The organism is Streptomyces sp. NPDC046805 (assembly GCF_040645355.1).
GTDB lineage: Bacteria > Actinomycetota > Actinomycetes > Streptomycetales > Streptomycetaceae > Streptomyces.
The window spans coordinates 93,962-120,686 of the sequence record NZ_JBEYYC010000020.1; the positions used below are offsets into that span (position 1 = coordinate 93,962).

A 26,725-nucleotide genomic window follows, 5' to 3' on the forward strand; every position below is an offset into this window, starting at 1 on the left:
CTTCATGGCGCAGTGGACCTCTGCAGTCGGGGCCGCGCAGCTCGCCCGGCTGCTCAACTCCCAGCAGGACCGCCCGGCCGGTCCCGGCACGCGCCGCCCGCCCGCCTACCGCGCGCTGGCCGACGGCATCCGGCTGCTGGTGCTCGAAGGGCGCGTGCCCGTGGCCGCCCGGCTGCCCGCCGAGCGGGAGTTGGCCCTCGCCCTGTCCGTCAGCCGCACCACGGTCGCGGCCGCCTACGAGGCGCTGCGCACCGAGGGTTTCCTGGAGTCCCGGCGCGGCGCGGGCAGCTGGACCGCCGTACCGGCCGGGAACCCGCTGCCCGCCCGCGGCCTGGAACCGCTGCCGCCCGAGGCGCTGGGCTCGGTCATCGACCTCGGCTGTGCCGCGCTGCCCGCGCCCGAGCCGTGGCTGACCCAGGCCGTCCAGGGCGCCCTGGAGGAGCTGCCGCCGTACGCGCACACGCACGGCGACTACCCGGCGGGCCTGCCGGCCCTGCGGGCGATGATCGCCGAGCGCTACACCGCGCGCGGGATCCCCACCATGCCCGAGCAGATCATGGTGACGACCGGCGCGATGGGCGCCATGGACGCGATCTGCCACCTCTTCGCGGGCCGCGGCGAGCGCATCGCCGTCGAGTCGCCGTCGTACGCCAACATCCTGCAGCTGATGCGGGAGGCGGGCGCCCGGCTGGTCCCGGTCGCGATGGGCAAGGGGCTCCTCGGCTGGGACATGGACCGCTGGCGCCAGGTCCTGCGGGAGGCCGCCCCCCGGCTCGCGTATGTCGTGGCCGACTTCCACAACCCCACCGGCGCGCTCGCCGACGAGGATCAGCGGCGCCGGCTGGTGGACGCGGCCCGCTCGGCGGGGACGGTGCTCGTCGTCGACGAGACGATGAGCGAGCTGTGGCTGGACGAGGACGCCACGAGCGCGGAGATGCCGCGTCCGGTGTGCAGCTTCGACCCGGCGGGCTCGACGGTCATCACGGTCGGCTCGGCCAGCAAGGCCTTCTGGGCCGGGATGCGCATCGGCTGGGTGCGGGCGGCTCCGGATGTGATCCGCAGCCTGGTCTCCGCGCGCGCGTACGCCGATCTGGGCACGCCCGTCCTGGAGCAGCTGGCCGTGAACTGGCTCTTCAGCACGGGCGGTTGGGAACAGGCCGTGGCCCTGCGGCGCATCCAGGCGCGCGAGAACCGGGACGCCCTAGTGGCGGCGGTACGGCGCGAACTGCCCGACTGGGAGTTCGAGGTGCCCCGGGGCGGCCTCACGCTGTGGGTGCGCACGGGCGGCCTGTCCGGCTCCCGGCTGGCCGAGGCGGGGGAGCGCGTCGGGATCCGCGTCCCGTCCGGTCCCCGATTCGGGGTCGACGGCGCCTTCGAGGGCTATGTGCGACTGCCGTTCACCGTGACGGGAGCGGTGGCGGAGGAGGCGGCGGTACGACTGGCCGCCGCGGCCCGGCTGGTGGAGACGGGGGCGACGGCGGGAACGGAGGCGCCCCGCACGTTCGTGGCGTAGGGGCCCGGCGTCAGATCGGGGCCGCGCTCACGTGCTCTCGGCCACGACGGCCCGTGTGGGCAACGGCTTCGTGTCCGACTCGACCGGCTCGACGTCCGCCGGCTCGGCGTCCATCGGGGCGGCGTCGGGCGGCACCGAGTTCATATGTGTCGTACGTGCCGGGAGCAGCGCCATCACCGCCTGCCGGTCGGCGTCGCTCGTGGCGTCGTCGTACGGGTCGGGCGTGGACGGGACCTGGAGCCGGTGCACCGGACCGGATCCCAGTCGCGCGTATCCGCGCCCCGGCGGGACCTCGGAGAGGGGCGTCGTGTGCGCGGGCGCGCCCAGCGTCGCCGTGAGCTGCTCGGGCGTCGCGGGCCCGAGCACGACCCGCGCGCGCGTGTGCTGCCGTACCGGGTCGCTCAATGCGTCCGCGCAGTCGAACTGTTCGGCGACGGCCACGGTGATGCCGGCCGCCCGCCCGTGCCGCAGGGGCATCTGGAGGAGCGACTGGGGGTCCTTGCGGCCGTCCGCGGCGGCGAGGTGGGTGAAGGTGCTCGGGCGGTCCAGGAGGATCCACAGCGGTCGCCTGGTGTCGTCGGGCGGCGGATGTCCCGCCTGCCGGGCCCGGTTGGCCGCGATGAGCCGCCGCTCCGTCTCGTGCGCGGCCCACTCCAGGCTCGCCAGCGCCCCGGTGAGCCCGCACTCGACCGCGAGGACGCCGTCCCGGCCGGTCAGGCACGCGTACTCACCGGTGCCGCCGCCCTCCACGATCAGCACGTCCCCGTACCGCAGGGCCTGCAGGGCGATGGAGCGCAGCAGCGTCGAGGTGCCGCTGCCGGGCTGGCCCATGACCAGCAGGTGCGGTTCGGTGGAGCGGATGCCGGTGCGCCAGACGACCGGCGGGGCGTCGCGCTGCTCCTCGCCGTATCCGAGGGGGAGCGTGCGCTGGACCTCGCTCGGGTCGGTGAAGCCGAGCACCGTCTCGCCGGGCGCGGTGACGAAGCGCTGGGCGGCGATGTCGGTGGGCAGGGGCGCGAGGGCGGTCACCGTGAGGTGGTTGGCCTCCTCGTTCCATGCGAAGTGGTATTCGCGGCCCCGGCCGGACTTGGCGGTGAGCAGGTGCTCGATCCGCGCGCGGGCCTCGGCCTCGCCGTCCGGGAAGTACGCGGGATAACGGATCACGAGGTGGCCGACGCGGCCCGCGTCGTCGAAGTCGTGGGTGGCGAAGGCCTTCTCCCACTCCCCGCCGTGGGCGTAGAGCGGCGCCGGGTCCTCGGGGGTCGAGAAGTACGGCACCAGGGCCTCGTACAGCGATCGCAGCCGCTGTGCCTGGGACTCGTCGGGGCCGGCGGGCTCCGCCGGCGTCCGGTCCCGGCCGTGCCAGGCTGCCGCCGCCATCAGGGCGATGACGGCGAGCAGCGGTCCGTACGGCACCAGCGCCACGACCAGGACCAGGGAGGCCACCAGGAACAGCAGCGGCCCACGCTTGTCCTTGGGTGTGTCCGCCCACTTGCGGCGCCCGGCCGAGGCCAGCAGACGCAGCCCGCGCGAGACGGTGATCAGCGGGTGGAGGACGTCGGTGGCGCTGTCGGCCGCCGTCCGGGCCAGCTCCCGGCTCCTGGCGATCTGTGCGCTGCCGTTGCTCAGAATGCGGGGGAGAGGGCGCCGGGCCACTGCTGTCTCCTGATGGTGCGTACGGGCGGGAGGGGCGTCAGAACTTGATGCCGCCGAGCAGGCTCGCCAGGCTTTCGCCGCCCGCTTTGATACTTGGGGCGATGGCCGTACTCGCGAGATAGAAGCCGAACAGGGACGAGACCACGGCGTGCGATGCCTTGAGGCCGTCCTTCCGGAAGAAGAGGAAGACGATGATGCCGAGCAGGACAACGCCTGACATGGAGAGAATCATTTGAGGTCTCCTGGTGTCGAGGGGGGACAGTCACCATGAGTTCTTCCAGCATCACAGCATGTATCCATACGACAAAAGGTGCAACTGGGTGAATCTAGGCCGATTTCCCTCGGCCGGCGGAGCCGTGTCGGACCCCTACCAGCCAGTACTCTGGCGATGAGCCCGTAGGGCGGCGGTGCACCTGCCGCCATTACGCTCTGTCAGTTCCCCCAGGTACGCAGGAGAGGCGGTCCGGCCGATGAGCGAAGCCCCCGACCCCGAGGTCGTGGAGCTGGCGACCAAGATCTTCGATCTGGCCCGTCAGGGGCGGACCGAGGCGCTCGTGGCGTATGTCGACGCCGGCGTCCCGGCCGACCTCACCAACGACCGCGGTGACTCTCTGGTGATGCTCGCCGCCTATCACGGCCATGCCGAGGCGGTGCGCGCGCTGCTCGCCCGGGGCGCCGACGCCGACCGGGCGAACGACCGGGGTCAGACCCCGCTCGCGGGTGCCGTTTTCAAGGGCGAGCAGGAAGTGATCAAGGCACTACTGGAAGGCGGCGCCGATCCCCACGCGGGCACGCCGTCGGCCGTCGACACCGCCCGGATGTTCGGTAAGACGGAACTCCTGGAATTGTTCGGCACGCATTGATACGAGCATCCTGACCAGGTACGACACAAAAAACGGGGGAGGCGGTAACGGGCCGCCGGAAATACGGTCGCGGCAGGAGAAACCCGCGGGTCATCATGACGTCGTGATTCACGGACGCGATGGCGGGGCAGGTGTTGCCGCACCGCGCGGACCGTGATGCGGTCCGCATGGGCCACCGACGAAAGGCAGAGGAAATGGTCTACAGCAAGCAAGAGACGGCGGGCGCCCCGACGTTGTGTCACGCGGCCAGGTAATGCGTGTTCCCCGGTTGCGTCGACGCTTGATGTGAGGCTGTTTCCCATGTTCGATCCGGTCATAGCGCCCAGCGGTACGCTGCTCGGCCTGCTCCAGCGGGGCCGCGGCGACGGCACGCTGCACGCGCTCACCGCCCCGCGCGCGGAAGCGCTCGCGGCACTGAACCAGTGCGTGCTGCACGACCCTCGCCACGACTGGCACGTCGAGAACCGCTCTCTCTACTACGCCCGCCTCTACCTCGACCTGAACGGCGAGCTGGACGCCATCGAGGCGCACCTCTTCGACTCCGAGGACATCCTCGACACCGACGAGTCCCGCACCGGCCTCGCCCTGGCCGTCCTCGGGCACCTCGCGTCGTACGGCAGGCGGGACGCGCTCCACCTGCTGCGCAGGTACGCCGCCACCGGCGCCAACTGGGCCTGGGCCCTCGACGAACTGGCGCTGCGGGACGACGACGCGGCCCTGCGCGCCCTGGCCGCCCCCGTCCTGGCGCGCTTCTCCACCGACGCCGAGGGCGAGGCCGAACTGGCCGCCGCCGTCCGCGACGCCTTCGAGCCCCGGCCGTGGCGCCTGTGGGCGGAGGATCCCCGCGAACCGATCGCCGCACGCGTGCGTGCCGCGCGGGAAGCCGGCTGCTTCGACCGCTGGCAGCAGCAGATGCGGCCGAGCGGGCCCCGGCCGGGCTGGAGCGTGCGCGCCGTCTTCGAGTGGGCCCAGCAGGGTCTCGAACGCGGCGCCGCCCTCCATGTCCCCGCCGCCCGCTGCCTCGTCGCCGTCGCGGGCCCCGAGGACCGGCCGGAGATCGTCCAGGCCGCCAAGGACGGCATGGACGGAGCCCGGTGTACGGCGCTGCGGTACCTCTCCGACAGCGACGACTCCGATGCGCTGACCCTGATCGAGGCCGCGGTGTCCGACGGCTCGGGGGTCGTCGTGGAGGCCGCCGTCGACGCCTTCGAGCGCATGTGCGGCGTCGCCGCCGTCGACCGGGCCCGGGCCTGGGTCCACCGGCCCGACGCCCTCGGCGCCGCCGCCGGACGCATGCTCGCCTGCCGCGGCGGAGCCGAGGATCGCGACCTCGTCCTCGGCGCCCTGCGCGAGGCCGTCCGGGGTGAGGGACCCGACGCGCCGACCCTGTGGACCCTCGTCGACGGAGCCGGACGCCTCGGCATCGCCTGCGCGGCCCCCGTGCTGCGCCATGTGTACCGCGAGACGGCGTCCTCCCATCTCCGCGGCCGCGCCGCCCGCGCCCTGGCCGCCACCGACCCCTCCTTCGCCACCGGTTTCGCCGTCGAGTGCCTGTGGGACTGCGAGGAGACCACCCGCGAGATCGCCGCACGGCACGCGGAGACCGGCGACGCCCGCGTGGTCGAGCGGCTGCGCCGGCTCGCCGCCGATCCGGCCGAGGAGGCCGAGGTCCAGACGGCCGTACGCAGCCGGATCGGGCCGGACGGGTTCCACGCGTGAACGCCGGATGTCCGGCCGGTCAGGAGGGCGTGGACACGGGCTGACCTGCGCGGGTGCGCAGCGCAAAGCTCACGGGACGTTCCCTGTTCGGAAAGATCCACTTTGACGCGGCCACGTCCAGCGCGGCGACAACACCCGTATGCGTGTCGTCATCGTGACCGAGTCCTTTCCCCCCGATGTGAACGGCGTGGCCCACTGCGCGCTCCAGACCGCCCGACACCTCGTCGACCGCGGTCATGCTCCCCTCGTCGTCGCCCCGACCGCCCCCAGGTCCACGGCGCCGTCCGGGGCCTGGGCGCCCGCGGCGTCCCCGGCCTCCGCGGTGCCGTACGGACCGGAGGACGCCCAGGCGCCGTGCCCCGTCGTCCGTGTCCCCTCCCTTCCGCTGCCGGGCTATCCCCAGGTCCGGGTCGCGCTGCCCAGCCGGCGCGTCGCCGCGGCCATCACCGAGCACCGCGCCGACATCGTGCACCTGGCCAGCCCCTTCGTCCTCGGTGTCCGCGGCATGGCCGCCGCCGCCCGGCTCGGCATCCCGGCCGTCGCCGTGTACCAGACCGACCTCGCCGGTTACGCCCGTACCTACATGGGCGCGGGCGAGGCGGCGGCCTGGCGGCGCATACGCTCCGTCCACGCCGCCGCCGACCGCACCCTCGCCCCGTCCAGCGCGGCGCGGCGCGACCTGGAGGAGCACGGCGTGCCCCGGGTGAGACTGTGGCCGCGCGGTGTGGACACCGTCCGCTTCCGCCCCGGCCACCGAGACGAGGCGCTGCGCCGCGAACTCGCCCCGAACGGTGAGCTGATCGTCGGCTACGTCGGACGGCTCGCCCCCGAGAAGCACGTCGAGCTCCTGGCCGGAGCCTGCGACCTGCCGGGCGTGCGCGTCGTGGTCGTCGGTGACGGGCCCAGCCGGGCCCACCTCACCGAGGCGCTGCCGGGCGCCGCCTTCCTGGGCCGCCGTACCGGCGCCGAACTCGCCCGGATCTACGCCTCGCTGGACGTCTTCGTGCACACCGGCCCCTTCGAGACCTTCTGTCAGACCGTCCAGGAGGCCATGGCGAGCGGCCTGCCCGTCGTCGCCCCCGCCGTCGGCGGTCCGCTGGACCTGGTCGCCCACGAGCGCACCGGACTACTGGTCCCGCCGCGCGACGCGGACGCCGTGCGGGACGCGGTACGGGCCCTCGCCGCCGGGCCGGAGCGGCGCGCCGCGTACGGCGCCGCCGGGCGCGCCGCCGTCGAGGGGCGTACCTGGGCCGCGGTCGGCGACCAGTTGATCGCGCACTACGAGGACGTGCTCGCGACACGGAGGACGGCGGTGGCTGCATGACCGACGGAGCTGCGCTGCGGATCGTCCGGCTCGCCAACTTCGTCGCGCCCGCGTCGGGCGGGCTGCGGACCGCGCTGCGCGAACTGGGCCGCGGGTACCGGGCGGCGGGCCACGAGCCGGTGTTGATCGTGCCGGGCGAGCGGTACACCGACCGGGACACCGGGCAGGGGCGCGTGATCACGGTGCCCGGGCCGCTGCTGCCGGGCACCGGCGGCTACCGCGTCCTGACCGACAAGCGGCGCGTCGCCGCCCTCCTGGAGCGGCTGGCGCCAGACCGCCTGGAGGTGTCCGACCGTACGACGCTGCGGTGGACCGGCAGGTGGGCCCGGCGGGCTCGCGTCCCCGCCGTGATGGTGTCCCACGAGAGCGCCGACGGAGTGCTCCGCACCTGGGGCATGCCGGAGAATCTCTCCCGCCGTGCCGCCGACGCCCTCAACCTCCGTACGGCACACACGTACGCGCGCGTGGTGTGCACCACCGAGTTCGCCGAGCGCGAGTTCGTCCGGATCGGCGCGCGGAACGTCGTACGGGCTCCGCTGGGCGTGGATCTGATGGAACGGCACCCCGCGCTGCGGGACACCGTCCTGCGTGCCCGGTACGCGCGCGTGGACGAGGCCTTGCTGGTGATGTGCTCCCGGCTGTCCGTGGAGAAGCGGCCCGGTACGGCGCTGGACGCGCTGGAGGCGTTGCTGCGGCGCGGGCGGCGCGCGGTGCTCGTGGTGGCGGGGGACGGTCCGTTGCGGGGGCGGCTTGAGCAGCGGGTGCGGGAACACCGGCTGCCGGTGACCTTCCTCGGGCACGTGACCGACCGGGCGCGCGTGGGCGCGCTGCAGGCGTCCGCCGATCTGGCCCTGGCCCCTGGGCCGGCCGAGACGTTCGGGCTCGCGGCGCTCGAGGCCATGGCGTGCGGGACGCCGGTGGTGGCGAGCGCGTCGTCCGCGCTTCCCGAGGTGATCGGGTCGGCGGGAGCCACCGCGGCCGACCGGGGGGAGGCGTTCGCGGAGGCCGTGGACATGCTCCTGGGCCGTCCCGAGCCGCAGCGGCGGGAGGCGGCACGCGCGCGTGCGGAGTGTTTCGGGTGGGGCGCCGCGGTCGAGGCGTTTCTCGCGGCACACGACGCGACCGCGTCGTCCCCTGCTGCCCTGCGGAAGGCGGCGGCACCGGGCGGCCGCGCGGTGCCGGAGGGCGCGGCATGAGACCCGTCCGGTACGTGGCACTCGGGGACTCGCTGACCCAAGGGGTCGGCGATCCCACGCCCGGCGGATGGCGCGGCTGGGCCGCCCTGCTGGCCGATGGACTCGCCGAAGAGCCCGCGGAGTTCACCAACCTCGCGGTCAGCGGGGCCCGGACGCGCGACGTCCTGGAGCGCCAGACCGCGGAGGGACTCCGGCGGCGCCCGGACCTCGTCTCCGTCGTCATCGGCGTCAACGACACGCTGCGCGGCACCTTCGACATCCACACGGTGGCCGCACGGCTCGACCGGGTCTACGCGGCCTTCACTGCCCAGGGCGCCGTGCTGCTCACGGCCTGTCTCCCCGACCCCGGCGCGATGCTGGGGCTCCCGGGTGCCCTGGCCCGCCCGTTGGCCCGGCGGCAGCGGGCGGTCAACGCGGTGGTGCACGCGCTCTCCGACCGGTACGGGGCCGTTCATCTGCACGCCGCCCGGGGCGCGTGGCTCACCGACCGCGCCCTGTGGAGCGCGGACCGGCTGCACCCCGGCGAACGCGGCCACCGGCAACTCGCCGTGCGCTTCCACGCGTTGCTGGCGGACGCGGGCGTCGCGACGGGGCCCGCGCCCTCGCCCGAGCCGGAGTTCCCCGCGCCCGCGAGAACGGCGAGCCTGTGGTGGCTGGCCACGGCCGGCACCGGATGGCTGGTCAGGCGGTGCACCGATCTGCTGCCGCAGTTGCTGGGACTGGCCGTCGACGAGGTGCGTCACCGGGCGCGGGGTACCGGCGCGCGCCTCGATCTGCGGGCCGCGCGCGCGGTGTCCGTCGCCCTCGCCGCTCTGGCGGCGGCGGAGCGCCCGGACGGCGCGGACGGCGTGGACGTCGCGTGCCGGCTCAGCGGTGGCGTACGGCCGTGAAGCGGACCGGGGTGCCGGGCACCGCCTGCGCCGCCGCCGGGAGGTCGGCGGCGCGGACCACCGCGATCACCGGGTAGCCCCCGGTGGTCGGGTGGTCGGCGAGGAAGACCACCGGGAGGCCGTCCGGGGGCACCTGCACTGCCCCCAAGACCATGCCTTCGCTGGGGAGTTCCCCGGCCACCGCCCGCTCCAGGGGCGGTCCCTCTGTGCGCAGTCCGATGCGGTTGGCGGCGGCGGACACGCGGTAGACGCGGGACGTGAGGTCGCGCAAGGCCCGTGCCGTGAACCAGTCGTCGCGCGGGCCGAGCGTCACACGCAGGACCAGTTCGGCCGGTGGCCCCGGCTGCGGGGCGACGTCCGCGCGCGCGTGTCTGCCCCCGGCGCCGCCGAGCGGTGGCACGCCGAGGGGCAGCACCGTGCCGTCCGTGAGCGGCGGCGGGCCCAGCCCGGACAACAGGTCCGTGGAGCGGCTGCCGAGGACCGGTTCGACGGCGATGCCGCCGGCGACGGCCACGTACGAGCGCAGTCCCGAGGTGGCCGTGCCCACCTCCAGGAGGGCCCCGCTCGGAACCACCACCGGGGCACCCCAGGCGACGGGGCGGCCGGCCACGGTGACGGGGCACGGGGCGCCCCCCACCGCCACCGTCACCGTCGAACGGGGCCGTACGGCACAGCCGTTGAGCGTCGTCTCCAGGACGGCGGCGTCGGCCGGATTGCCGACCAGTCGGTTGACGAGCGCCGCCGCGGGCGCGTCGAGCGCCCCGGAGCGGGGCACGCCGAGATGGGCGTGGCCGGGACGTCCGCGATCCTGCACGGTGGTCAGCGCCCCGGCCCGTACGACGACGAGCGCGCGGTCGGTCACGGCGCACCCACCGGTACGAAACGGACGCACGTGCCCGGCGACAGCAGTGCGGCCGCCGCGCGCGCGTGGTCCCACAGCACCGCGTCCGTCGTCCCGATCAACTGCCAGCCACCCGGCGATGAACGCGGGTACACGCCCGTGTACGGTCCCGCCAGCGCGACGGCACCGGCCGGGACGGAGGTACGCGGGGAGGACCTGCGCGGCACGTCGTAGCGGGCGGGCAGACCGGTGAGATAACCGAAGCCGGGCGCGAACCCGCAGAAGGCGACGGTGAATTCGGTGGCCGCGTGGAGGCGCGCCACCTCCCGCTCGGACATGTTCCAGAAGGCGGCGACCTCGGCCAGGTCCGGGCCGTCGTAGCGGACGGGGAGTTCGACGATCTCACGCGCGCGTGGTGGCGTCGGGGGCACCTCGGCGGACGTCAGCTCGCAGGCCCAACGGGCCGGGTCGTCCAGGCCGTCGAGGAGGACCGTACGGGCCGCCGGGACGATCTCGCGGACGGTGAGAGAGCCCTCCGCGCGGCGGCGCAGCAGCTCCGCGTGCAGGGCCTGGGCCTCCTCGCCGGAGCCGACCTCCACGAGCAGGGCGCCGTCGCCGACGGGCAGCGCCCTCATGCGAAGGCCTCCACCCGGACGCCCGACTCCACGAGCCGCTCGCGCACCAGGCGGGCCAGCTCCACCGCGCCGGGCGAGTCGCCGTGCACGCACAACGAGCGGGCCTGTACGGCGATGCGCGCGCCGGAGCGCGCGGTGACCGAGCCGGAGCACGCCAGGTCCACCGAGCGCGCCACGACCTCCTCGGGATCGGTGACCACCGCGCCGTCCTGCCCGCGGGGCACGAGCGTGCCGCCGTCGGTGTACGCGCGGTCCGCGAACGCCTCCGTGACGGCCGACAGCCCGGCCTTGCCGGCCAGTTCCAGCAGGCGCGAGCCGGGCAGGCACAGCACGGGCAGCGAGGCGTTCGCGAGGGTCACGCCGTCGAGCACCGCCGCGGCCTGCTCCTCGTCGTGCACGACCCGGTTGTAGAGCGCGCCGTGCGGCTTCACGTACGCCACGCGCGCGCCCGCCGCGCGCGCGAAGACGTCCAGGGCGCCGATCTGGTACGCCACTTCGGCCGCCAGCTCGGCGGGCGGCACGTCCATCGCGCGCCGCCCGAACCCGGCCAGGTCCCGGTAGGAGACCTGGGCTCCGATCGTCACGCCGCGCTCCGCCGCCAGCTCGCACACGCGCCGCATGGTCGCCGCGTCCCCGGCGTGGAAGCCGCAGGCCACGTTGGCGCTGGTGACGACGGACAGCAACTGTTCGTCGTCGGTCAGCCGCCAGCGGCCGAAGCCCTCGCCGAGGTCGGCGTTCAGATCGATCGCGGTCATGGAGTCCCTTCGTGTCCCGTTCGTGTCTTCCGTCAGGCCGGCCCCGCGTCGACGGTGCCCGTCAGGCCACGCGGTACTGCTCGTCGCGCGCGTCCGTGACGAACATCCGGCCCGGTGCGTGGGTGAGGGCGAACGGCGGGCGCGAGGCCATCACCGCGGCCTGCGGGGTCACCCCGCAGGCCCAGAACACCGGGATGTCGTCCGGGCCGGCGTCCACCGGTTCGCCGAAGTCGGGGTGGGCGAGGTCGCCTATGCCCAGCGCGGCGGGGTCGCCGCAGTGCACGGGGCCACCGTGGACCGCGGGCAGCAGACTGCTCTCCCGGATCGCTGCCGCGAGATGCTCCGCGGGCACCGGGCGCATGGACACCACCAGCGGACCGCGTAGCCGCCCCGCCGGACGGCACGGGCGACCGGTCACGTACATCGGCACGTTGCGGCCCTGTTCCACGTGCCGGATCGGGACGCCCGCCTGCTCCAGCGCCCACTCGAACGTGAAGCTGCACCCGATCAGGAACGACACCAGGTCGTCCCGCCAGTGCTCCCGTACGTCCGTCGGCTCGTCCACCAACTCGCCGTAGCGCCACACCCGGTAGCGCGGCAGATCGGTGCGCAGGTCGGCGCCGTCCGCGAGGACGGTGGTCCAGGAGCCGGCGTCCGTGACATCCAGCACCGGACAGGGCTTGGGGTTGCGCTGGCAGAACAGCAGCATGTCGTACGCCCAGTCGGCGGGCACCGAGATCAGGTTGGCCTGCGTGTGGCCCGCCGCGACCCCGGCCGTCGGTCCCGCAAGGCCCTCCCGGAAGCGGGCCCGAGCGGTTTCCGGGCGCCACGCGCGCGCGTGCTCGTCGACGAGGGTCACCGGGCGGTCCTCCGCGACGAGTGCCGGGGGAGGGTCCTGCGTACGGTGCGCCCCGCTCACGCCAGTTCCTTGCCGCGCGTCTCCGGCAGCCCGAGGAGCGCCAGCGCCGCGAGGCCGTAGCCGATCGCGCCGAATACCAGCGCGCCGCCCACACCCCAGCTGTCGGCCAGGAAGCCCACCAGGGTCGGGAAGACGGCGCCCACCGCGCGCCCCGTGTTGTACGTGAAGCCCTGCCCCGTGCCGCGCACCTCCGTCGGGTACAGCTCGCTCAGGTAGGACCCGAACCCGCTGAAGATCGCCGACATGCAGAAGCCGAGCGGGAAACCGAGCACCAGCAGAAGGCCGTTGGCGCCGCTCGGGATGTTCGCGTACGCCAGGATGCAGATCGCCGACAGCAGCGCGAAGAGCCAGATGTTGCGGCGCCGGCCCAGCACGTCGGTGAGGTAACCGCCGGTCAGATAGCCGATGAAGGCGCCGGAGATCAGGAGGGTGAGATAGCCGCCCGTGCCGACGACCGAGAGCCCGCGCTCCGTCTTGAGGTACGTCGGTACCCAGGTCGCCAGCGTGTAGTAGCCGCCCTGCACACCGGTCGACAGCAGACCCGCGAAGACCGTCGTCCGCAGCAGACCCGGCGCGCCGTCCCGGCCCGGGCGGAAGATGGCCGCGAACGAGCCCCGCTGCGCGCTGTCCTCGCGGGCCGCCGACGCCTCCGGGGCGTCCTGCACCCGGCGGCGCATCCAGACCACGAGCAGCGCGGGCAGCGCGCCGGTCCAGAACATGACGCGCCAGGCCAGGTCCTCGCCGACGAACGAGAAGACCAGCGTGTAGACGATCGCGGCCAGCGCCCAGCCCACGGCCCACGAGCTCTGGATCGCGCCGAGCGTGCGGCCCCGGTGCTTCGCGCTCGCGTACTCGGCGACCAGGATCGCGCCGACCGCCCACTCGCCGCCGAAGCCGAGGCCCTGGAGGGCGCGGAAGACCAGCAGCGTCTCGTAGTTGGGCGCGAAGCCGCAGGCCACGGTGAAGACGGCGTACATGATCACGGTGATCATCAGGGCCCTGACCCGGCCGACCCGGTCGGCGACCACGCCCGCCACCGCGCCGCCGATCGCGGAGACCACCAGCGTGACGGTCGTGAACAGACCGGTCTGGCCGCTGTCCAGGCCGAAGTACGCGGCCAGCGCGACCATGGTCAGCGGCAGCGTGAAGTAGTCGTAGGAGTCCAGGGCATATCCGCCGAAAGCGCCGGCGAACGCGCGCCGGCCTTGCGGTCCGAGGGCGTGCAGCCAGCCCAACGGGCCGCCTTCGGAGCCGCGTTCACCCGTTCCGGGCGAGGCGTCGGAGGGGAGGGCCTGCGGTGGAGGGGTCGTGCTCATGGGCACCTCGCAGATGCGGACGGAGGGTGCGGGGGACAGAGTCCTGTGGGGAGCCGTGCCGTGCCGAGCACCGTAAGGGATCGTTCAACGATCCTTCAATACCTATGTTGTTTCGTCCTCATATCTGCGGTTGAATTCCGGGCATGGCAGAGCAGTTGACGGGATTGGCTGACGACCGCGCCCTTCTCGGGCGCACCAGCACGGCGGAACGGGTCTCCGACATCCTCAGAAGCCGTATCGCCGAGGGGTACTTCCCGCCGGGCACACGGCTGTCCGAGGACAGCATCGGCGGGGCGCTCGGGGTGTCCCGCAACACACTGCGCGAGGCGTTCCGGCTGCTCACCCACGAACGCCTGCTCGTCCACGAACTCAACCGGGGCGTCTTCGTGCGCGTCCTGACCGTGGAGGACGTCGAGGACATCTACCGCACCCGCGCCCTCGTCGAGTGCGCCGTGGTGCGCGGGCTGGGCGAGCCGCCGTACGCCCTGAAGGGACTGGCCTCGGCCGTCACGGAGGGACAGGTGGCGACGGTCGAGCATGACTGGAAAACACTGGGCACGGCCAACATCCACTTCCACCGGGAACTCGTCGCCCTGGCCGGCAGCGAGCGCACCGACGAGCTGATGCGCAGCGTCTTCGCCGAACTGCGCCTGGCCTTCCACGTCGTCGACGACCCGCGCCGTCTGCACGAGCCGTATCTCGCCCGCAACCGGCAGATCCTCCAGGCGCTGCAGGCCGACGACCGGGAAGGGGCCGAGAAGCTGCTGGAGACCTACCTCGCGGACTCGCTCGAGCGGGTCGTGGAGGTCTACCGGCGACGCGTCGGTGAGGGCGGCCAGGGCGTCGACTGAGGTCGTCTCGCGGCACTGTGACGACCGTCGCTTCTGTTGCCGTTTGGGTAGTTGTCAGAGCGAGGACCTAGTCTGTGCACCGTGACTTCGCCTGCATCGACGGACCGCGTTCCGCCCCAGCTCAGCGCGGGGCCGCGCCCCGCTCCGGGCCCGGCCGCCGACGAGGGGCTGGCGCGGCGGCTGCGCGCGCTCGCCTGCACCGCCCCGCTGCACGACCTGGACCAGCGCAAGGCGAACCTGGCGGGCGCGTACTCGGTGTACGGCATGGCGGAGGTGGCCCTCGCCGCCATCGACCTCGTCACCCTGAACATGGACTTCGACACGGGCGCCGACCACGAGCAGATAGTGACCCGGCTCGTCCCGCGCATCGCCGCCCAGGCCCCGCAGCGCCCTGCCGTCGAGCACGAGCGCGTGGCCCGCTGGGTGCTCGAGAACCTGATCAACGTGGGCAGCGTCGACCGCGGCTTCCGCGCGGTGTACGGCACCTTCGAGCCGGACGGCACGTATGTCCGCCGTGACTACGACTTCAAGCTGGTGGAGGAGGTCCCGGGCCCCGGCGGCACGGTCTACCTCCGCACCACCGACGAGGCGGTCAACGTCCTGGTCGGCGCCCTGGACACCGACGTCACCAGCGCCCAGATCGCCGCCGAGGTCAAGCTCGAGGTGCTCATCAACCGCGGCCGTCTCGCCGACGCCCAGCTCGCGGCCGAGCAGGCCCGGTACCGCACGGTCCAGTACTCGGAGACCCTCCGCAGGGCCCTGGAGGCGACCCGGCGCAACGTCCGGGCCGTGGACTGGCTGGGCGCCGTACCCGACATGATCGCCGAGGCGCTGGACCACGTCGCCGACCGCTACCGCCACGAGAACGCCATCCTCACCAACATCCGCAAGGCGCGCGACGAGACCGAGGACCCCGAGCACAAGCGCCGCGCCGCCGAGCTCGTCGACATCGTGAAGGACTGCATCCGCCGGCACACGCAGTTGCAGTCCCGGCTGCTGGAGGCCGGCCCGCTCTTCCGCGCCGAACAGGACCGGCAGGCCTTCGCCACCCCCATGACGACCTCGGGGACCGACCTGTACGGCCATCTCCTCGCCCCCAGCCTCCCCCTGCCGCTCGAACAGGCGGTCCGGGTCACCGACGCCTTCTTCGCGCGCGGGACCGGGCTGCGCACCCCCGTGTCGGTCCGCGTCGCCGACCTCGTCGACCTGCTGCTGACCCCGCCCGTGGAGCGGGAGCACCTGGGCGCCGAGATGCCCGAGCCGGACCTGATCGCCACACCGGACGACAGCCGCTTCAGCGAGGAACAGCTGGGCGCCGCCACCGAGTTGCTCGATCTGCCCCCGGACGCGCCGCGCAGGCTGTCCGGGCTGCTCGCCGAGGCGCGTCGGCAGGACCCCGATCTGCCGTATCTCGTCGCCCTGCTGGCCGTGCACGCGGCCAGTCCGGCGGTGGGCACCGCCTACCGGCAGGGCGAGGAGAAGCTGCTGTTCGCCGTGGACGACGGGACGGAGCTGGACGACCCGGAGTTCGGCGGGGCCGATCTCATCGTCGGTACGGCCCTGTTGGACGCGGCCGGGATGGCGGCGGACCGAACGGAGGCGGCGTGACCGGAGCCGTCCCCCGTACGAACGAGTGTGAGCGCGACAAGGAGCACCAACCGTGACCGAGCACGTCGACTGGAGCGAGCCCGAGCCTGCCGCCGCGCCGGCGGGCTCCGCCGTCACGCCCGCCGACGCCGCCGACGCGGCGCGTCTCGTCGCCTTCGGGCTGCAGCCCAAGCTGCAGCCCGCCCGTGACCAGGAGTACACCGAGCTGCTGCGCCGCTACCGCGAGGAACCGGCGTTCGCGCGGCTCGCGGACGCCGTGGCCACCGGTCTCGGGCTCGTCGTCCTGGAGGTGTCCCCGCGCGCGGGGATGGCCGTGACGGCCGACGAGGAATCGGTGTTCGCCGTCCGCATGGGCGACTACGCGCGTCGCACGTCCGCCGACTCCGGCGACCGCTTCCTGCACGGGCTCGCCCATCTCGCCGTCGCCGCGCTGGCGTTCCCCCGCCCGGAGGACCTGGCCGACGACGGGTACATCGGCCGGGTCACCGTCAACGGGGTCGACGCCTTCGTACGGCAGATCTGCCGCCGCCTCGAGCAGCGCGCCGAGGAACAGGGCGAGAACACCGACCCGGCCTCCGACGCGCCCGGCCTGGAGGCCGCCTGGCGGATCTGGGCCCGGCGCAGCGCGACCGGCGCCACCAAGGACGCTCGCCGGCTGGCCGGTTCGACGACCGGCATCATCGGCAAGGCGATGGCGTTCCTCACCGACTCCGGGTTCCTGCAGAGAACGGGCGACGACCACGGCGGCACCTACCGCACGACGGCCCGCTACCAGCTGCAGGTACGCGACCTGGCGAGCACCGCCGCCATGACCGAACTGCTCGACCTGGGCGTCGTCCCGGTCACCGACGGCACGGCCAGCCTGCTCGCCGCCGAGGACACCGACGACCTGGACCTGGTGGCCGACGCCGGGCTGCCGTTCCACTCCTGAAGCTCCCCAGGCTCCCCGGGGCCGCGTAACTCCCCGAAGTACCTGAACCACCGCACGTTTCCGAAGACTTACGACGAGAGTCCGCCATGTACGAGCTGTCCCGGGTCCGCCTCTACTCCATCGGGCCCGCCGGTGCGCGCTACGCCGACACCGTGCTTGACCTGAGGGGCGTGGGCGCGCAGGTGCCCGATCCCGCCCCCAGGCAGGCGGAGTTCTTCGAGGACGAGCCGGTCGGCCCGCCGCGGCGCCCGGCACCCGCCGGCGTGCTCTTCCTGGAGAACGGCGGCGGCAAGTCCGTCCTGCTCAAGCTGATCTTCTCGGTGATGCTGCCGGGCCACCGCAACACCCTCGGCGGCGCCAGCTCCGGCGTGCTGCGCAAGTTCCTGCTCGCCGACGACTGCGGCCACGTGGCCCTGGAGTGGCAGCACACGCTGACCGGTGAGTGCGTCGTGGTCGGCAAGGTCAGCGAGTGGCGCGGGCGCCAGGTCTCGAGCGACCCGCGGAAGTTCGCCGAGGCCTGGTACTCCTTCCGGCCCGGCCCCGGACTGAGCCTCGACAGCCTCCCCGTCGCCGAGGCCACCGCCGTACGGCCGTCCGTCGAGGGCCAGTCGGGCGCGCAGGGCCGCCGCCGCACCATGAAGGGTTTCCGGGACGCCCTCACCGAGGCGGGCAGGAACTACCCGCACCTCGAAGTCCACTGGGAGGAGACCCACGAGCGCTGGACCGAGCACCTCGGCGAGCTCGGCCTCGACCCCGAACTCTTCCGCTACCAGCGGGAGATGAACGCCGACGAGGGCGAGGCGGCCGGCCTCTTCGCGGTGAAGAAGGACTCCGACTTCACCGACCTGCTGCTGCGCGCCGTCACCGACACGCGCGACACCGACGGTCTCGCCGACCTGGTCAGCGGCTTCGGCAACAAGCTGGGCCGGCGGGCCGAGCTGATCGCCGAGCGGGACTTCACGGCCGGATCAGTGGACCTGCTCGGGCGGATCGTCGAGGCCGCCGAGGCGCGCTCACACGCGCGGGACGTCCACGCCGGCGCCGAGCGCCGCACGCGCACCCTGGCGCGACGGCTGACCGCGCGCGGGGTGAGGGAGCGGGTGCGGGCCGCCGACCTCGCGCAGCGGGTCACCGCCGCCGCGTACGCCGTCACACACTCCGAGGGCGCGCGGGAGCGCAGCTCGCTGATCGCCGCCGAACTCGCCTACCGGCACGCCTCGCTGGCCCTCGCCGCCGGTGAGAAGTCCGCCGCCGCGCAGAAGCGCGAGCTCGCCGACGCGCGCACCCTGCACTCCGCCTGGCAGGCCGCCGAGGCCGTGCTGCGCCACCGCGCCGCCGCCGACCGCGTCGCGCGCGTGGCCGCCGCGATCCAGGAGGCGGAACGGGACGCCGCCCCGGCCCTGGCCGCCCGCGCCAAGGCGGCCGTCGATCTCGTACGCGCCCTGCACGCGGCCGCCGAGAAGGCCGAGACCCACGCCAACGTGGAGGAGGAGCGCTCGGCCGCGCTCCAGGAGGCCGGCGAGTCCGCGCACCGGGAATCGACCGCCGCCGCCACCGAGGCGCAGCGCGCCCGCAGCGAGGTCGGGCATCTGCGCCAGCGCCTGGCCGAGGTCGAGCAGGAGACCGCCGAGGCGGTGCGCAAGGGCTGGCTCGACGACAGCGCGCCCGACGCCGACCCCGCCCGTGCCGCCCTCGCGGCCAGCGACGCCGAGCAGACGGCGGTCGCGGCCTGGGAGGCGACGCGCGAGGCCGCCCGCAGGGCGAGCGACCACGCGCGCGAGGCGGCCTCCGCCGAGTCCCGCGCGGAGCTGACGGCGGCCCGCGCCGCGGACGCCGCGACGGCGGCGCAGCGGGCGTACGACGCCGAGCGCCGCACCGCCGAGGCCCTCGCGGCGGAGGAGCGGCTGGCGGAGCTGCTGAGCCTGACCGGCGGCACCCGTGTGCTCGTCCCCCGGCCCCGGCAGGACGGCGAGACGGGCGCCGCGTCGGACGGCGGCCCCCTCACCCCCGAGGACCTCGACCGCTTCAACGACGAACTGCGCGAACTCCTCGACGACTCCGTCACCTCCGCCGAACGGCAGCTCTTCGAGCTGCGGACCGCCGCGGCCGACGACGCCCGGATCCTCGGGGCGCTCGGTGACGGCGGACTGCTGCCGCCCAGCCACGACGTGCTGGCCACCGTCGAGTTCCTCGGCGAGCACGGCATCCCCGCGCTGCCCGGCTGGCGCTATCTCGCACAGGCCGTCGCCCCCGCCGACCACGCGCGCGTGCTCGCCGCCCGCCCGGAGCTGGTCGACGGCGTGATCATCACCGACCCGGACACGCACGTAAGGGCCCGGGAGGCGCTCGGCGACGCGGCGCTGCTGCCGCGCTCCACCGTGGCCGTCGGTACCGCGGCCGCCCTGCTCGCCCCCGCCCCGGCCGCCGACTCGGCCGACGGTGACGTGTTCCTCGTCCCGCCGAACCCGGCCATGCACGACGAACTCGCCGCCGACGAGGAGCGGCAGACGCTGCGCGCGCGGGCGACCGAGCGCGACGAGGAGATCCGGGCGCTCGCCACGCGGCTCGGCAAGGACCGTGAGCTGGCCGCCCGCCTCGTCTCGTGGCGCACCGGCTGCCCGCAGGGACACCTCCTGGAACTGGCCGGGGTCGCCCACGAGGCACGTGCGTTCGCCGAGGAGTCCGAGGCGGAGCTCGCCGAGGCACGGACCGTGCGGGCCGAGGCCGACGAGACCGCCGCCGAGGCCGCGCAGGTGCGCGACGAGCGGCAGGAGGCCGCGCAGAAGGCCCGGCGTGCCGCCGACGCCCTCGCCGGGCTCGCCTTCCGGCTACGCGAGCGCCCGGGCTGGCAGACCAAGCTGCGTGAACTCGCCGACGAGGCCACGGAGTCGGAGGCCCGGGCCCAGGTCTGCCTGGAGCGTGCCCGCGCCGCCGACGAGGACCGCCGCGCCGCCCAGCGCGCCGCCGACGACGCCCGCCGCACCGCCCGCGCGCTGCGCGCCGAGCGCGCCGAGATCGCCGGCGCGCCCGACGACGTACCGGAGGACGACGGCGCCGACACCCCGAAGGCGTCGCTGCCCGCCCTCCGCGAGGCCTACCGGGCCGCCTCCCAGGTGTACGAGAAGGTGGGCGTCGGCGCCGACCTGCGTGCCGAGCAGGCGCGCGCGGAGAGCGACGAGAGCGCTGCCCGCGCGGAACTCGACCGGCTCAGCAACAAGGTCCGCACCCGGGCCGAACAGCTGCTGCAGTCGCCGGACGGCTCGGACGGCCCGTCCCGGCAGGCCGCTGCCGCGCGCGCGGAGGAGCTCGTACAGCTCCTGGAGACGCGGATGTCGACCGCGAGCGAACAGCTCGGACGGCTGCGCGGCGAGGCCGAGCGGCACGCGCCCGAGGACGGCGGGGCCCACACCGAACTGCCCGAGGACCGCGTCCCGAGCGATGCCGAGCACGCACAGACGCTGCTGCGCACCGCCACGGCCGAACTCGCCTCGCGCACCGAGGCGGTGGCCCAGGCCCGCGAGGCCCACGCCGAGCTGCTCGCGGCCCACCGCGCCGCCGAGGACGCGGCCGGCGGCTTCGACGAGATCGCCGCCATGCTCCGGGACCTGCTGCGGGAGCAGGCCGCCGAGGACGAGCAGGAGGCGCCGGAGGCCTACCCCGGCACCCTGGAGGAGGCCCGGCAGTCCGCCGCCGAGGCCCGCCGTTCGCTGCGCGGCTGCGCCGCCGACCTGTCCGCCGCCGAAGCCTCCGTACGTGAAGCCAGCGACGTCCTCGTGCGGCACGCCAACTCCACGCGCTACGAGCAGGTCCGCACCCCGGCGCGGCAGCAGATCCGTGAGCTGCCCGCCTCGGCGCTGCCCGAGCACGCCCAGAAGTGGGCGGAGGCCTTCGCTCCGCGACTGCGCGTCCTCACCGACGAGTTGGAGCAGCTGGAGCGCAACCGGGACTCGATCGTGGACCGGCTGCGCGGGCTCGTCGAGTCGGCGCTTGCCACGCTGCGCTCCGCCCAGCGGCTCTCCCGGCTGCCCGAGGGGCTCGGCGAGTGGTCGGGTCAGGAGTTCCTGCGCATCCGCTTCGAGGAGCCCGACCAGGCCACGCTCACCGAGCGGCTCGGCGAGGTCATCGACGAGGCGACCCGGGCCGCCGTGAAGAAGAACTCCGACCTGCGGCGCGACGGCATGTCCCTGCTGCTGCGCGGCGTGGCCGCGGCCCTCCAGCCCAAGGGCGTCGCCGTCGAGATCCTCAAGCCCGACGCCGTACTGCGCGCCGAACGCGTCCCCGTGGGACAGATGGGCGACGTGTTCTCCGGCGGCCAGCTGCTCACCGCGGCTATCGCCCTGTACTGCACGATGGCCGCCCTCAGGAGCAACGACCGGGGTCGCGACAAGCACCGGCACGCGGGCACGCTGTTCCTGGACAACCCCATCGGCCGCGCCAACGCCACCTACCTCCTGGAGCTCCAGCGAGCCGTCTCCGACGCGCTCGGCGTCCAACTCCTCTACACCACGGGCCTGTTCGACACGACCGCGCTCGCCGAGTTCCCGCTGGTGATCCGGCTGCGCAACGACGCCGACCTCAGGGCCGGACTGAAGTACATCAGCGTGGAGGAACACCTCCGGCCGGGACTACCGCAGCAGCCCCGGGCCGGAGAGGCGGTGCACAGCGAGATCACGGCGACGCGCATGTTCAAGCGGTCGTCATGACCGTCAGGACCGTCAGGCACGAACAGGTCCGGCACGGCCGCTCTCCGGTTCTCCCGGAGTCTCCGGCTCTCCCGGACTCCCCGGCTTCCCCAGCTTCGCCAGGAGCCACTCGTGGAAGATCCCGATGTGGTGCTCGGTGGGGACCAGCACGCCGCCGCCGCGGTACGCGCGCGAGGACATCGCGGGCTGTGTCCGTTCACAGGCTTCGAAGTCCTGGGCGTTGACGCGGTGGAACAGCTCCACCGACCTCGACACGTCCGCCCCTGACGCCACGACCTCCGGGGCGTACAGCCAGTCGCACTCCACCACCGTGCGGTCCGCGGCGAGCGGGAACATGCGGTGCAGGATCACATGGTCCGGTACGAGGTTGACGAAGACCGTCGGCTTGACGGTGATCGCGTAGTAGCGGCGGTCCTGGTCGGGGCCGACCTCGGGCAGCGTCGCGAAGCCGGCGCTGCCGTCGACGGTGAAGCCCTTGACCGTCTCGCCGAACTCGGCACCGTGGCCCACGTAGTACTGGGCCGCGTAGCCGTCCGCGAACTCCGGCAGGACCTCGGTGAGTTCGGGGTGGATCGTGGCGCAGTGGTAGCACTCCATGAAGTTCTCGACGATCAGCTTCCAATTGGCCTGCACGTCGTAGGTGATGCGTCGGCCGAGCGCGAGGTGCTCGGTGCCGTAGTGCTCGATCGCCGCCGTGTCGCCGAGCCGCTCGACGGCCGCGTGCATCACCGTGTCCTCGAAGGACGGCGGTTCGGCGGCCAGGCACACCCAGGCGTAGCCGAGCCACTCGCGCAGGGTCACCTTGATCAATCCGTACGCGACACGGTCGACGTCCGGCATCTTGATCAGGTTGGGGGCGGCGATCAACCTGCCGTCGAGGCCGTACGTCCATGCGTGATAGGGGCATTGAAGGCTGCGGCGGACCTCGCCGGACTCCTGCGTGCACAGCCGGGCGCCTCGGTGGCGGCAGACGTTGAGGAAGGCGCGCAGGTCGCCCGTGCGGGTGCGGGTGATGATGACGCTCTCGCGGCCGACCTGGACCGTGCGGAAGGCACCGGGCCTGTCCAGGTCGGCACTGCGGACCGCGCAGAACCACATCGACTCGAACAGCAGCTCCTGCTCCTGCCGGAAGACGTCCGGGTCGGTGTAGTAGCGGCCGGGGAGCGTGGCGATCAGGCTGGGGGAGAGCGGGGTCGCCGAGGAGATCGGGGTCGTCGTCACGTGCGTACTCCGGGAGTGAGGGCGGCTCAGGCGGGCGCGGTGGCGAGGCGGCGGGGGTCGAACAGGCCGATGGGGTGCGCGGTGGAGCCGGTCAGCGCGAGGTCGGCGAGGATCTCGCCGACGACGGGCACGAACTTGAAGCCGTGACCGGAGAACCCGCAGGCCACGGTGACCGACTCCGGGTGTGCGGGGTGCCGGGCGATCACGAAGTGCTCGTCCGGGGTGTTGGAGTACATGCAGGTCGCGGCCTTGAGGAAGGTGCCGGGCAGGTCGGGGATGCAGCGGGACATGTGGTCCGCCATCGCCCGGACCTCGTCCGCGTGCACGGTCCGGTCGATGGTCTCGGGTGTGCAGACGACGCCCTTGCGGAAGAACGCGACCTTGGCACCCAGCTCCGGACCGTCGATGGCCGGGAAGCCGTACACCTGGACGCCGTCCGCGTCCTCCCAGATGTAGATCGGATGGTGCGCGGGGACGAAGGGCTCCGTGCCGCCCCTCGGCTGGAACCAGTACATGATCTGCCGTTCGATGGTGAACGGCACCCCGAGGTCGGTGAGCAGCTGCGGCGCCCACGCGCCTGGGCAGATCACCAGCCGGCCCGCCGTGTAGGTGTCCTCGGCCGTGTGGACGCGGACCCCGTCCCGGTACGGCTCCCAGCGGACCATCGGCTCCTCGAAGTGCAGCTCCGCGCCCTGCCGGGTGGCGAGTTGGAGATGCGCGGCCACGGTGTTCTCGGGGCGGAGCAGGCCCGCTTTCGGCTCGTACAGGGCGACCTCGTCGTCCTTCGGCGCGAGCGTCGGGAAGCGGCGGCGGATCTCCTTCGCGTCGAGCATCTCGTGCGGCAGTCCCCACTCCCGCGCCGAGCGCAGCGAGCCGGAGACGGTCCGCGAGTCGGGGCGGCCGACCATCACGCCACCACTGAGGACGGCGATCTCGCGGCCCGTGGCGCGCTCCAGATCCTCGTACAGCTCGTAGGCGCGCAGCAGCAGCGGCACATAGGCCGGGTCCTCGAAGTACGACTGCCGGGTGATCCGTGAACCGCCGTGGCTGGAGCCGTGGCTGTGCACCGGGCCGAACTTCTCCAGGCCGAGGACGCGGGCACCGCGCGCGGAGAGGTGATGGGCGGCGGCACTGCCCATGCCGCCGAGACCGATGACGATGACGTCGTAAGTGGGGGACACCAGTTGCCTCCTGAGGGCGCCTCAACGGCGGATACGGGTCATCTTCGGGTCGAACAGCGGCTCTTCGGCCACGGTCGCGGGGATCTTCTCGCCGAAGTAGGCGATGTGGACGCCGGTGCCGACGGCGAGACGGGCCGGCAGCCAGGCGTACGCGATGCAGCGGCCCAGCGTGTAGCCGTACGACGCGCTGGTGACGTAGCCGGCGGGGGCGCCGTCGACAAGGACGGGCTCCTTGCCGAGGACCACGGCGGCGGGGCCGTCGAGGAGGAGGGGCGTCAGGCGCCGGACCGGCTCGGGGAGGTCCCGCAGGGCCTCCTGGCCGACGAAGCCGCTCCCACCGCCCTGGCCGCCCTTGTCCATGCGGACCGCGAAACCGAGGCCGGCCTCGAACGGGTTGTGCTCGTCGGTCATGTCGATGCCCCAGGCCCGGTACCCCTTCTCCAGACGCAGCGAGTTGAACGCCGACCGCCCGGCCGCGATCACGCCGAGATCCCGTCCCGCCTCCCACAGCGTGTCCCAGAGTCTGAGGCCCAGGTCGGCGGTGGTGTACAGCTCCCAGCCGAGCTCGCCGACGTAACTCAGGCGCATCGCCGTCACCGGGACGTGTCCGATGTACGTCTCCTTCACCCGGAAGTAGCCGAAGCCCTCGTGGGAGAAGTCGTCGCGGGTGAGGGGCTGGACCAGGTCGCGGGCGAGGGGGCCCCAGACGCCGATGCAGCAGGTGCCGGAGGTGATGTCCCGGAGATGAACGTCGTCCGGGGCGTGCCGGATGAGCCAGTCGAGGTCGGCCGGGGAGTTCGCGCCCACCTGGAAGCGGTCGGGGCCCAGGCGGGCCACGGTGAGGTCGGAGCGGACGCCGCCGGACTCGTCGAGGAGGAGGGTGTACGTGACCGCTCCGGGTTTTCTGCGCAGGTTGTTGGTGGTCATGCGGTCGAGGAAGCCGAGGGCGCCGGGGCCGGTGACGTCGAGGCGGCGCAGAGGCGTCATGTCGTACAGGGCGACCTTTTCGCGGGTCGCCCCGGCTTCGGCCGCGGCGATGGGGGACCAGAAGCGGGCGGACCAGGCGTCGCGTTCGGGGAGTCCGGGGAGGCCGGGGAGCGCGTCGTCGGGTGCGGCGGCGAACGGGGCAGCGAGGGAGGCGTTGGCCTCGTACCAGTGCGGTCGCTCCCAGCCGGTGCCCTCCAGGAAGAACGCGCCGAGTTCCTGCTGACGGGCGTAGAAGGGGCTCACACGCAGCGGACGCGGCCGCTCCATCGGCTGGAGGGGGTGGAGGACGTCGTACACCTCGACGAACTGTTGTGAGCCGCGTTCACGGACGTACGACCGTGAGCGCTGCGCTTCCTCGAAACGCGTGTGGTCGCACTCGTGCAGGTCGATCCACGCCCGCCCGTTCACCATCCACTCGGCGACGGCCCTCGCGACCCCGGCGGAGTGAGTGACCCAGACCGCCTCCGCCAGCCAGAAGCCCCGCAGCTGCCGCGCCTCGCCGAGGACCGGCATGCCGTCCGGGGTGAAGGAGAAGACGCCGTTGAAGCCGGTGTCGATGTCCGACCGGCGCAGGGCAGGGATGAGCCGGCGGCAGTCCTCCCAGCTCGGGGCCCAGTCCTCGGTGGTGAAGGGGAACGAGGACGGCATGTCCATGCTGTGGGTACGCGCCTCGTCGTAGGCGAGGATCGCGAACGGATCGACGGGCAGGGGCCGGTGGGCGTAGGAACCGATGCCGATGCGGTCGTTGTGCTCGCGGAAGTACAGGTCGCGGTCCTGGAAGCGGAGGATGGGCTTCGACGCCTCCGCCGTGGCACCGCTCAGCTCGGGCAGCGGCTTCGTCCTCGCGTACTGGTGCGCGAGCGGCTGCAGCGGTACGTCGATCCCGGCCATGCGGCCGATCACCGGGCCCCAGAAACCGGCGGCGGAGACGACATGGTCGGCGGGGAAGGTGCCCCGGTCGGTGACGACCGCCGTGACTTGGCCGTCGTTCTGCTCGATGCCCGTGACGGTGTGGCGGTCCAGGAAGCGGGCGCCCCGGGCGGTGGCCCGATCCGTCTGCGCGCGGGCCGCGAGCAGGGCGCGGGCCAGCCCGTCGTCGGGTGTGTGGAAGCCGCCGAGGACCATCGACTCGTCGACGAGCGGCCAGAGTTCCTTGCAGCGGGCCGCGCTGACCACCTCACCGCGGATGCCCCAGGCTGCGGCGTAACCGGCCCTGCGGTGCAGGTCCGCGAGGCGTTCGGGGGTGGTGGCGAGCTCCAGTCCGCCGACCTGGTCGAAACAGGGGACGCCGTCGACCTCCAGGGAGCAGAACTTCTCTACGGTGTACCGGGCGAACTCCGCGAGCGTCTTGGACGGGCTGGTCTGGAAGACGAGGCCCGGCGCGTGGGAGGTGGAGCCGCCGGGAGCAGGCAGCGGTCCCTGTTCCAGAACGGTGACGTCGGTCCAGCCCCGGGCGGTCAACTCGTCGGCGAGGGAGCAGCCGACGATGCCGGCGCCGATGATGACGACGCGAGGGCTGCTCGTACGGGCGGTGGGCGTGGCTCCGTTTTCGGGCGTGCTGGACATGCCCCTCCTTGCCGGGACAGGGGTGAACGAGAACGCGTTTACGGTTGCGG

20 protein-coding genes are annotated in these 26,725 nt (G+C 73.6%); 10 read left to right on the forward strand and 10 right to left on the reverse strand.

What is annotated here, in order from left to right:
- Positions 1-4 precede the first annotated feature (4 nt).
- Positions 5-1,513 (forward strand): PLP-dependent aminotransferase family protein, encoded by a 1,509-nt coding sequence (locus tag ABZ910_RS22190; RefSeq protein ID WP_361367667.1) that lies wholly within the window; start codon positions 5-7, stop codon positions 1,511-1,513.
- 27 nt (positions 1,514-1,540) lie between these two features.
- Here ABZ910_RS22190 and ABZ910_RS22195 read toward each other — a convergent pair whose 3' ends face one another.
- On the reverse strand, positions 1,541-3,169 hold the full coding sequence (locus tag ABZ910_RS22195; protein ID WP_361367669.1) for a hypothetical protein: 1,629 nt from the start codon (positions 3,167-3,169) through the stop codon (positions 1,541-1,543).
- A gap of 37 nt (positions 3,170-3,206) precedes the next feature.
- Complete coding sequence (locus tag ABZ910_RS22200; protein ID WP_121888451.1) at positions 3,207-3,401, reverse strand: hypothetical protein; 195 nt, start codon at positions 3,399-3,401, stop codon at positions 3,207-3,209.
- A gap of 238 nt (positions 3,402-3,639) precedes the next feature.
- Between ABZ910_RS22200 and ABZ910_RS22205 the strand changes: the two genes are divergently transcribed.
- The 5 genes from ABZ910_RS22205 (at position 3,640) to ABZ910_RS22225 (ending at position 9,161) form a co-directional block, all read left to right on the forward strand.
- Positions 3,640-4,032 (forward strand): ankyrin repeat domain-containing protein, encoded by a 393-nt coding sequence (locus tag ABZ910_RS22205; protein ID WP_361367672.1) that lies wholly within the window; start codon positions 3,640-3,642, stop codon positions 4,030-4,032.
- Between the two features lie 300 nt (positions 4,033-4,332).
- Complete coding sequence (locus tag ABZ910_RS22210; RefSeq protein WP_361367675.1) at positions 4,333-5,751, forward strand: HEAT repeat domain-containing protein; 1,419 nt, start codon at positions 4,333-4,335, stop codon at positions 5,749-5,751.
- Between the two features lie 139 nt (positions 5,752-5,890).
- Positions 5,891-7,075, forward strand: a complete 1,185-nt coding sequence (locus ABZ910_RS22215; protein WP_361367678.1) for a glycosyltransferase family 1 protein — start codon at positions 5,891-5,893, stop codon at positions 7,073-7,075.
- Positions 7,072-8,271, forward strand: coding sequence for a glycosyltransferase (locus ABZ910_RS22220; protein ID WP_361367680.1), 1,200 nt, complete (start codon positions 7,072-7,074; stop codon positions 8,269-8,271). The genes ABZ910_RS22215 and ABZ910_RS22220 overlap by 4 nt, the downstream gene beginning before the upstream one ends.
- Positions 8,268-9,161: an SGNH/GDSL hydrolase family protein gene (locus ABZ910_RS22225; RefSeq protein ID WP_361367683.1), complete on the forward strand. Its 894-nt coding sequence runs from the start codon at positions 8,268-8,270 to the stop codon at positions 9,159-9,161. The genes ABZ910_RS22220 and ABZ910_RS22225 overlap by 4 nt, the downstream gene beginning before the upstream one ends.
- On the opposite strand, the gene ABZ910_RS22230 is transcribed toward ABZ910_RS22225, so the two are convergent.
- The 5 genes from ABZ910_RS22230 to ABZ910_RS22250 form a co-directional block, all read right to left on the reverse strand.
- Positions 9,139-10,023 carry a biotin-dependent carboxyltransferase family protein gene (locus tag ABZ910_RS22230; protein ID WP_361367686.1) on the reverse strand — a complete coding sequence of 295 codons (885 nt, stop codon included), beginning with the start codon at positions 10,021-10,023 and terminating at the stop codon, positions 9,139-9,141. The two genes, ABZ910_RS22225 and ABZ910_RS22230, sit on opposite strands and share 23 nt — an antisense overlap.
- On the reverse strand, positions 10,020-10,637 hold the full coding sequence (gene pxpB / locus ABZ910_RS22235; RefSeq protein ID WP_361367689.1) for a 5-oxoprolinase subunit PxpB: 618 nt from the start codon (positions 10,635-10,637) through the stop codon (positions 10,020-10,022). Before pxpB ends, ABZ910_RS22230 begins: the two co-directional genes overlap by 4 nt.
- Positions 10,634-11,392, reverse strand: coding sequence for a 5-oxoprolinase subunit PxpA (locus ABZ910_RS22240; protein WP_361367692.1), 759 nt, complete (start codon positions 11,390-11,392; stop codon positions 10,634-10,636). The genes pxpB and ABZ910_RS22240 overlap by 4 nt, the downstream gene beginning before the upstream one ends.
- A 61-nt stretch (positions 11,393-11,453) precedes the next feature.
- Positions 11,454-12,311, reverse strand: coding sequence for a putative hydro-lyase (locus ABZ910_RS22245; RefSeq protein WP_361367694.1), 858 nt, complete (start codon positions 12,309-12,311; stop codon positions 11,454-11,456).
- Positions 12,308-13,627, reverse strand: coding sequence for an MFS transporter (locus ABZ910_RS22250; RefSeq protein WP_361367697.1), 1,320 nt, complete (start codon positions 13,625-13,627; stop codon positions 12,308-12,310). The genes ABZ910_RS22245 and ABZ910_RS22250 overlap by 4 nt, the downstream gene beginning before the upstream one ends.
- A 143-nt stretch (positions 13,628-13,770) precedes the next feature.
- On the opposite strand from ABZ910_RS22250, the gene ABZ910_RS22255 reads away from it, so the two are divergent.
- The 4 genes from ABZ910_RS22255 to ABZ910_RS22270 all read left to right on the forward strand — a co-directional run bounded on the left by ABZ910_RS22255 (position 13,771) and on the right by ABZ910_RS22270 (position 21,720).
- Positions 13,771-14,478, forward strand: coding sequence for a GntR family transcriptional regulator (locus ABZ910_RS22255; protein ID WP_361367700.1), 708 nt, complete (start codon positions 13,771-13,773; stop codon positions 14,476-14,478).
- An 81-nt stretch (positions 14,479-14,559) separates the two neighbouring features.
- Complete coding sequence (locus ABZ910_RS22260; protein WP_361367703.1) at positions 14,560-16,086, forward strand: hypothetical protein; 1,527 nt, start codon at positions 14,560-14,562, stop codon at positions 16,084-16,086.
- Positions 16,087-16,138: 52 nt separating this feature from the next.
- Positions 16,139-17,017: a hypothetical protein gene (locus tag ABZ910_RS22265; protein ID WP_361367706.1), complete on the forward strand. Its 879-nt coding sequence runs from the start codon at positions 16,139-16,141 to the stop codon at positions 17,015-17,017.
- Between the two features lie 86 nt (positions 17,018-17,103).
- Positions 17,104-21,720, forward strand: coding sequence for a hypothetical protein (locus ABZ910_RS22270; RefSeq protein ID WP_361367710.1), 4,617 nt, complete (start codon positions 17,104-17,106; stop codon positions 21,718-21,720).
- Between the two features lie 12 nt (positions 21,721-21,732).
- Here ABZ910_RS22270 and ABZ910_RS22275 read toward each other — a convergent pair whose 3' ends face one another.
- Genes ABZ910_RS22275 through ABZ910_RS22285 form a run of 3 tightly spaced genes read right to left on the reverse strand, consistent with a single transcriptional unit; the run spans position 21,733 to position 26,675 of the window.
- Positions 21,733-22,941 carry an aromatic ring-hydroxylating dioxygenase subunit alpha gene (locus tag ABZ910_RS22275; RefSeq protein ID WP_361367712.1) on the reverse strand — a complete coding sequence of 403 codons (1,209 nt, stop codon included), beginning with the start codon at positions 22,939-22,941 and terminating at the stop codon, positions 21,733-21,735.
- Positions 22,942-22,967: 26 nt separating this feature from the next.
- Positions 22,968-24,122, reverse strand: coding sequence for an N-methyl-L-tryptophan oxidase (solA, locus tag ABZ910_RS22280; RefSeq protein WP_361367715.1), 1,155 nt, complete (start codon positions 24,120-24,122; stop codon positions 22,968-22,970).
- A gap of 21 nt (positions 24,123-24,143) precedes the next feature.
- Entirely contained in the window at positions 24,144-26,675 is a 2,532-nt protein-coding gene (locus ABZ910_RS22285) for an FAD-dependent oxidoreductase (protein ID WP_361367718.1), read from the reverse strand.
- Positions 26,676-26,725 lie beyond the last annotated feature (50 nt).

Excerpts from the sequence above, each read along its gene's own strand:
- ABZ910_RS22285 (WP_361367718.1), bottom strand. The coding sequence starts at position 26,675 with ATGTCCAGCACGCCCGAAAACGGAGCCACGCCCACCGCCCGTACGAGC.
- ABZ910_RS22215 (WP_361367678.1), top strand. The coding sequence starts at position 5,891 with ATGCGTGTCGTCATCGTGACCGAGTCCTTTCCCCCCGATGTGAACGGC.
- ABZ910_RS22210 (WP_361367675.1), top strand. The coding sequence starts at position 4,333 with ATGTTCGATCCGGTCATAGCGCCCAGCGGTACGCTGCTCGGCCTGCTC.
- ABZ910_RS22250 (WP_361367697.1), bottom strand. The coding sequence starts at position 13,627 with ATGAGCACGACCCCTCCACCGCAGGCCCTCCCCTCCGACGCCTCGCCC.
- pxpB (WP_361367689.1), bottom strand. The coding sequence starts at position 10,637 with ATGAGGGCGCTGCCCGTCGGCGACGGCGCCCTGCTCGTGGAGGTCGGC.
- ABZ910_RS22220 (WP_361367680.1), top strand. The coding sequence starts at position 7,072 with ATGACCGACGGAGCTGCGCTGCGGATCGTCCGGCTCGCCAACTTCGTC.
- ABZ910_RS22200 (WP_121888451.1), bottom strand. The coding sequence starts at position 3,401 with ATGATTCTCTCCATGTCAGGCGTTGTCCTGCTCGGCATCATCGTCTTC.
- ABZ910_RS22190 (WP_361367667.1), top strand. The coding sequence starts at position 5 with ATGGCGCAGTGGACCTCTGCAGTCGGGGCCGCGCAGCTCGCCCGGCTG.
- ABZ910_RS22270 (WP_361367710.1), top strand. The coding sequence starts at position 17,104 with ATGTACGAGCTGTCCCGGGTCCGCCTCTACTCCATCGGGCCCGCCGGT.
- ABZ910_RS22205 (WP_361367672.1), top strand. The coding sequence starts at position 3,640 with ATGAGCGAAGCCCCCGACCCCGAGGTCGTGGAGCTGGCGACCAAGATC.
- ABZ910_RS22240 (WP_361367692.1), bottom strand. The coding sequence starts at position 11,392 with ATGACCGCGATCGATCTGAACGCCGACCTCGGCGAGGGCTTCGGCCGC.
- ABZ910_RS22225 (WP_361367683.1), top strand. The coding sequence starts at position 8,268 with ATGAGACCCGTCCGGTACGTGGCACTCGGGGACTCGCTGACCCAAGGG.
- ABZ910_RS22255 (WP_361367700.1), top strand. The coding sequence starts at position 13,771 with ATGGCAGAGCAGTTGACGGGATTGGCTGACGACCGCGCCCTTCTCGGG.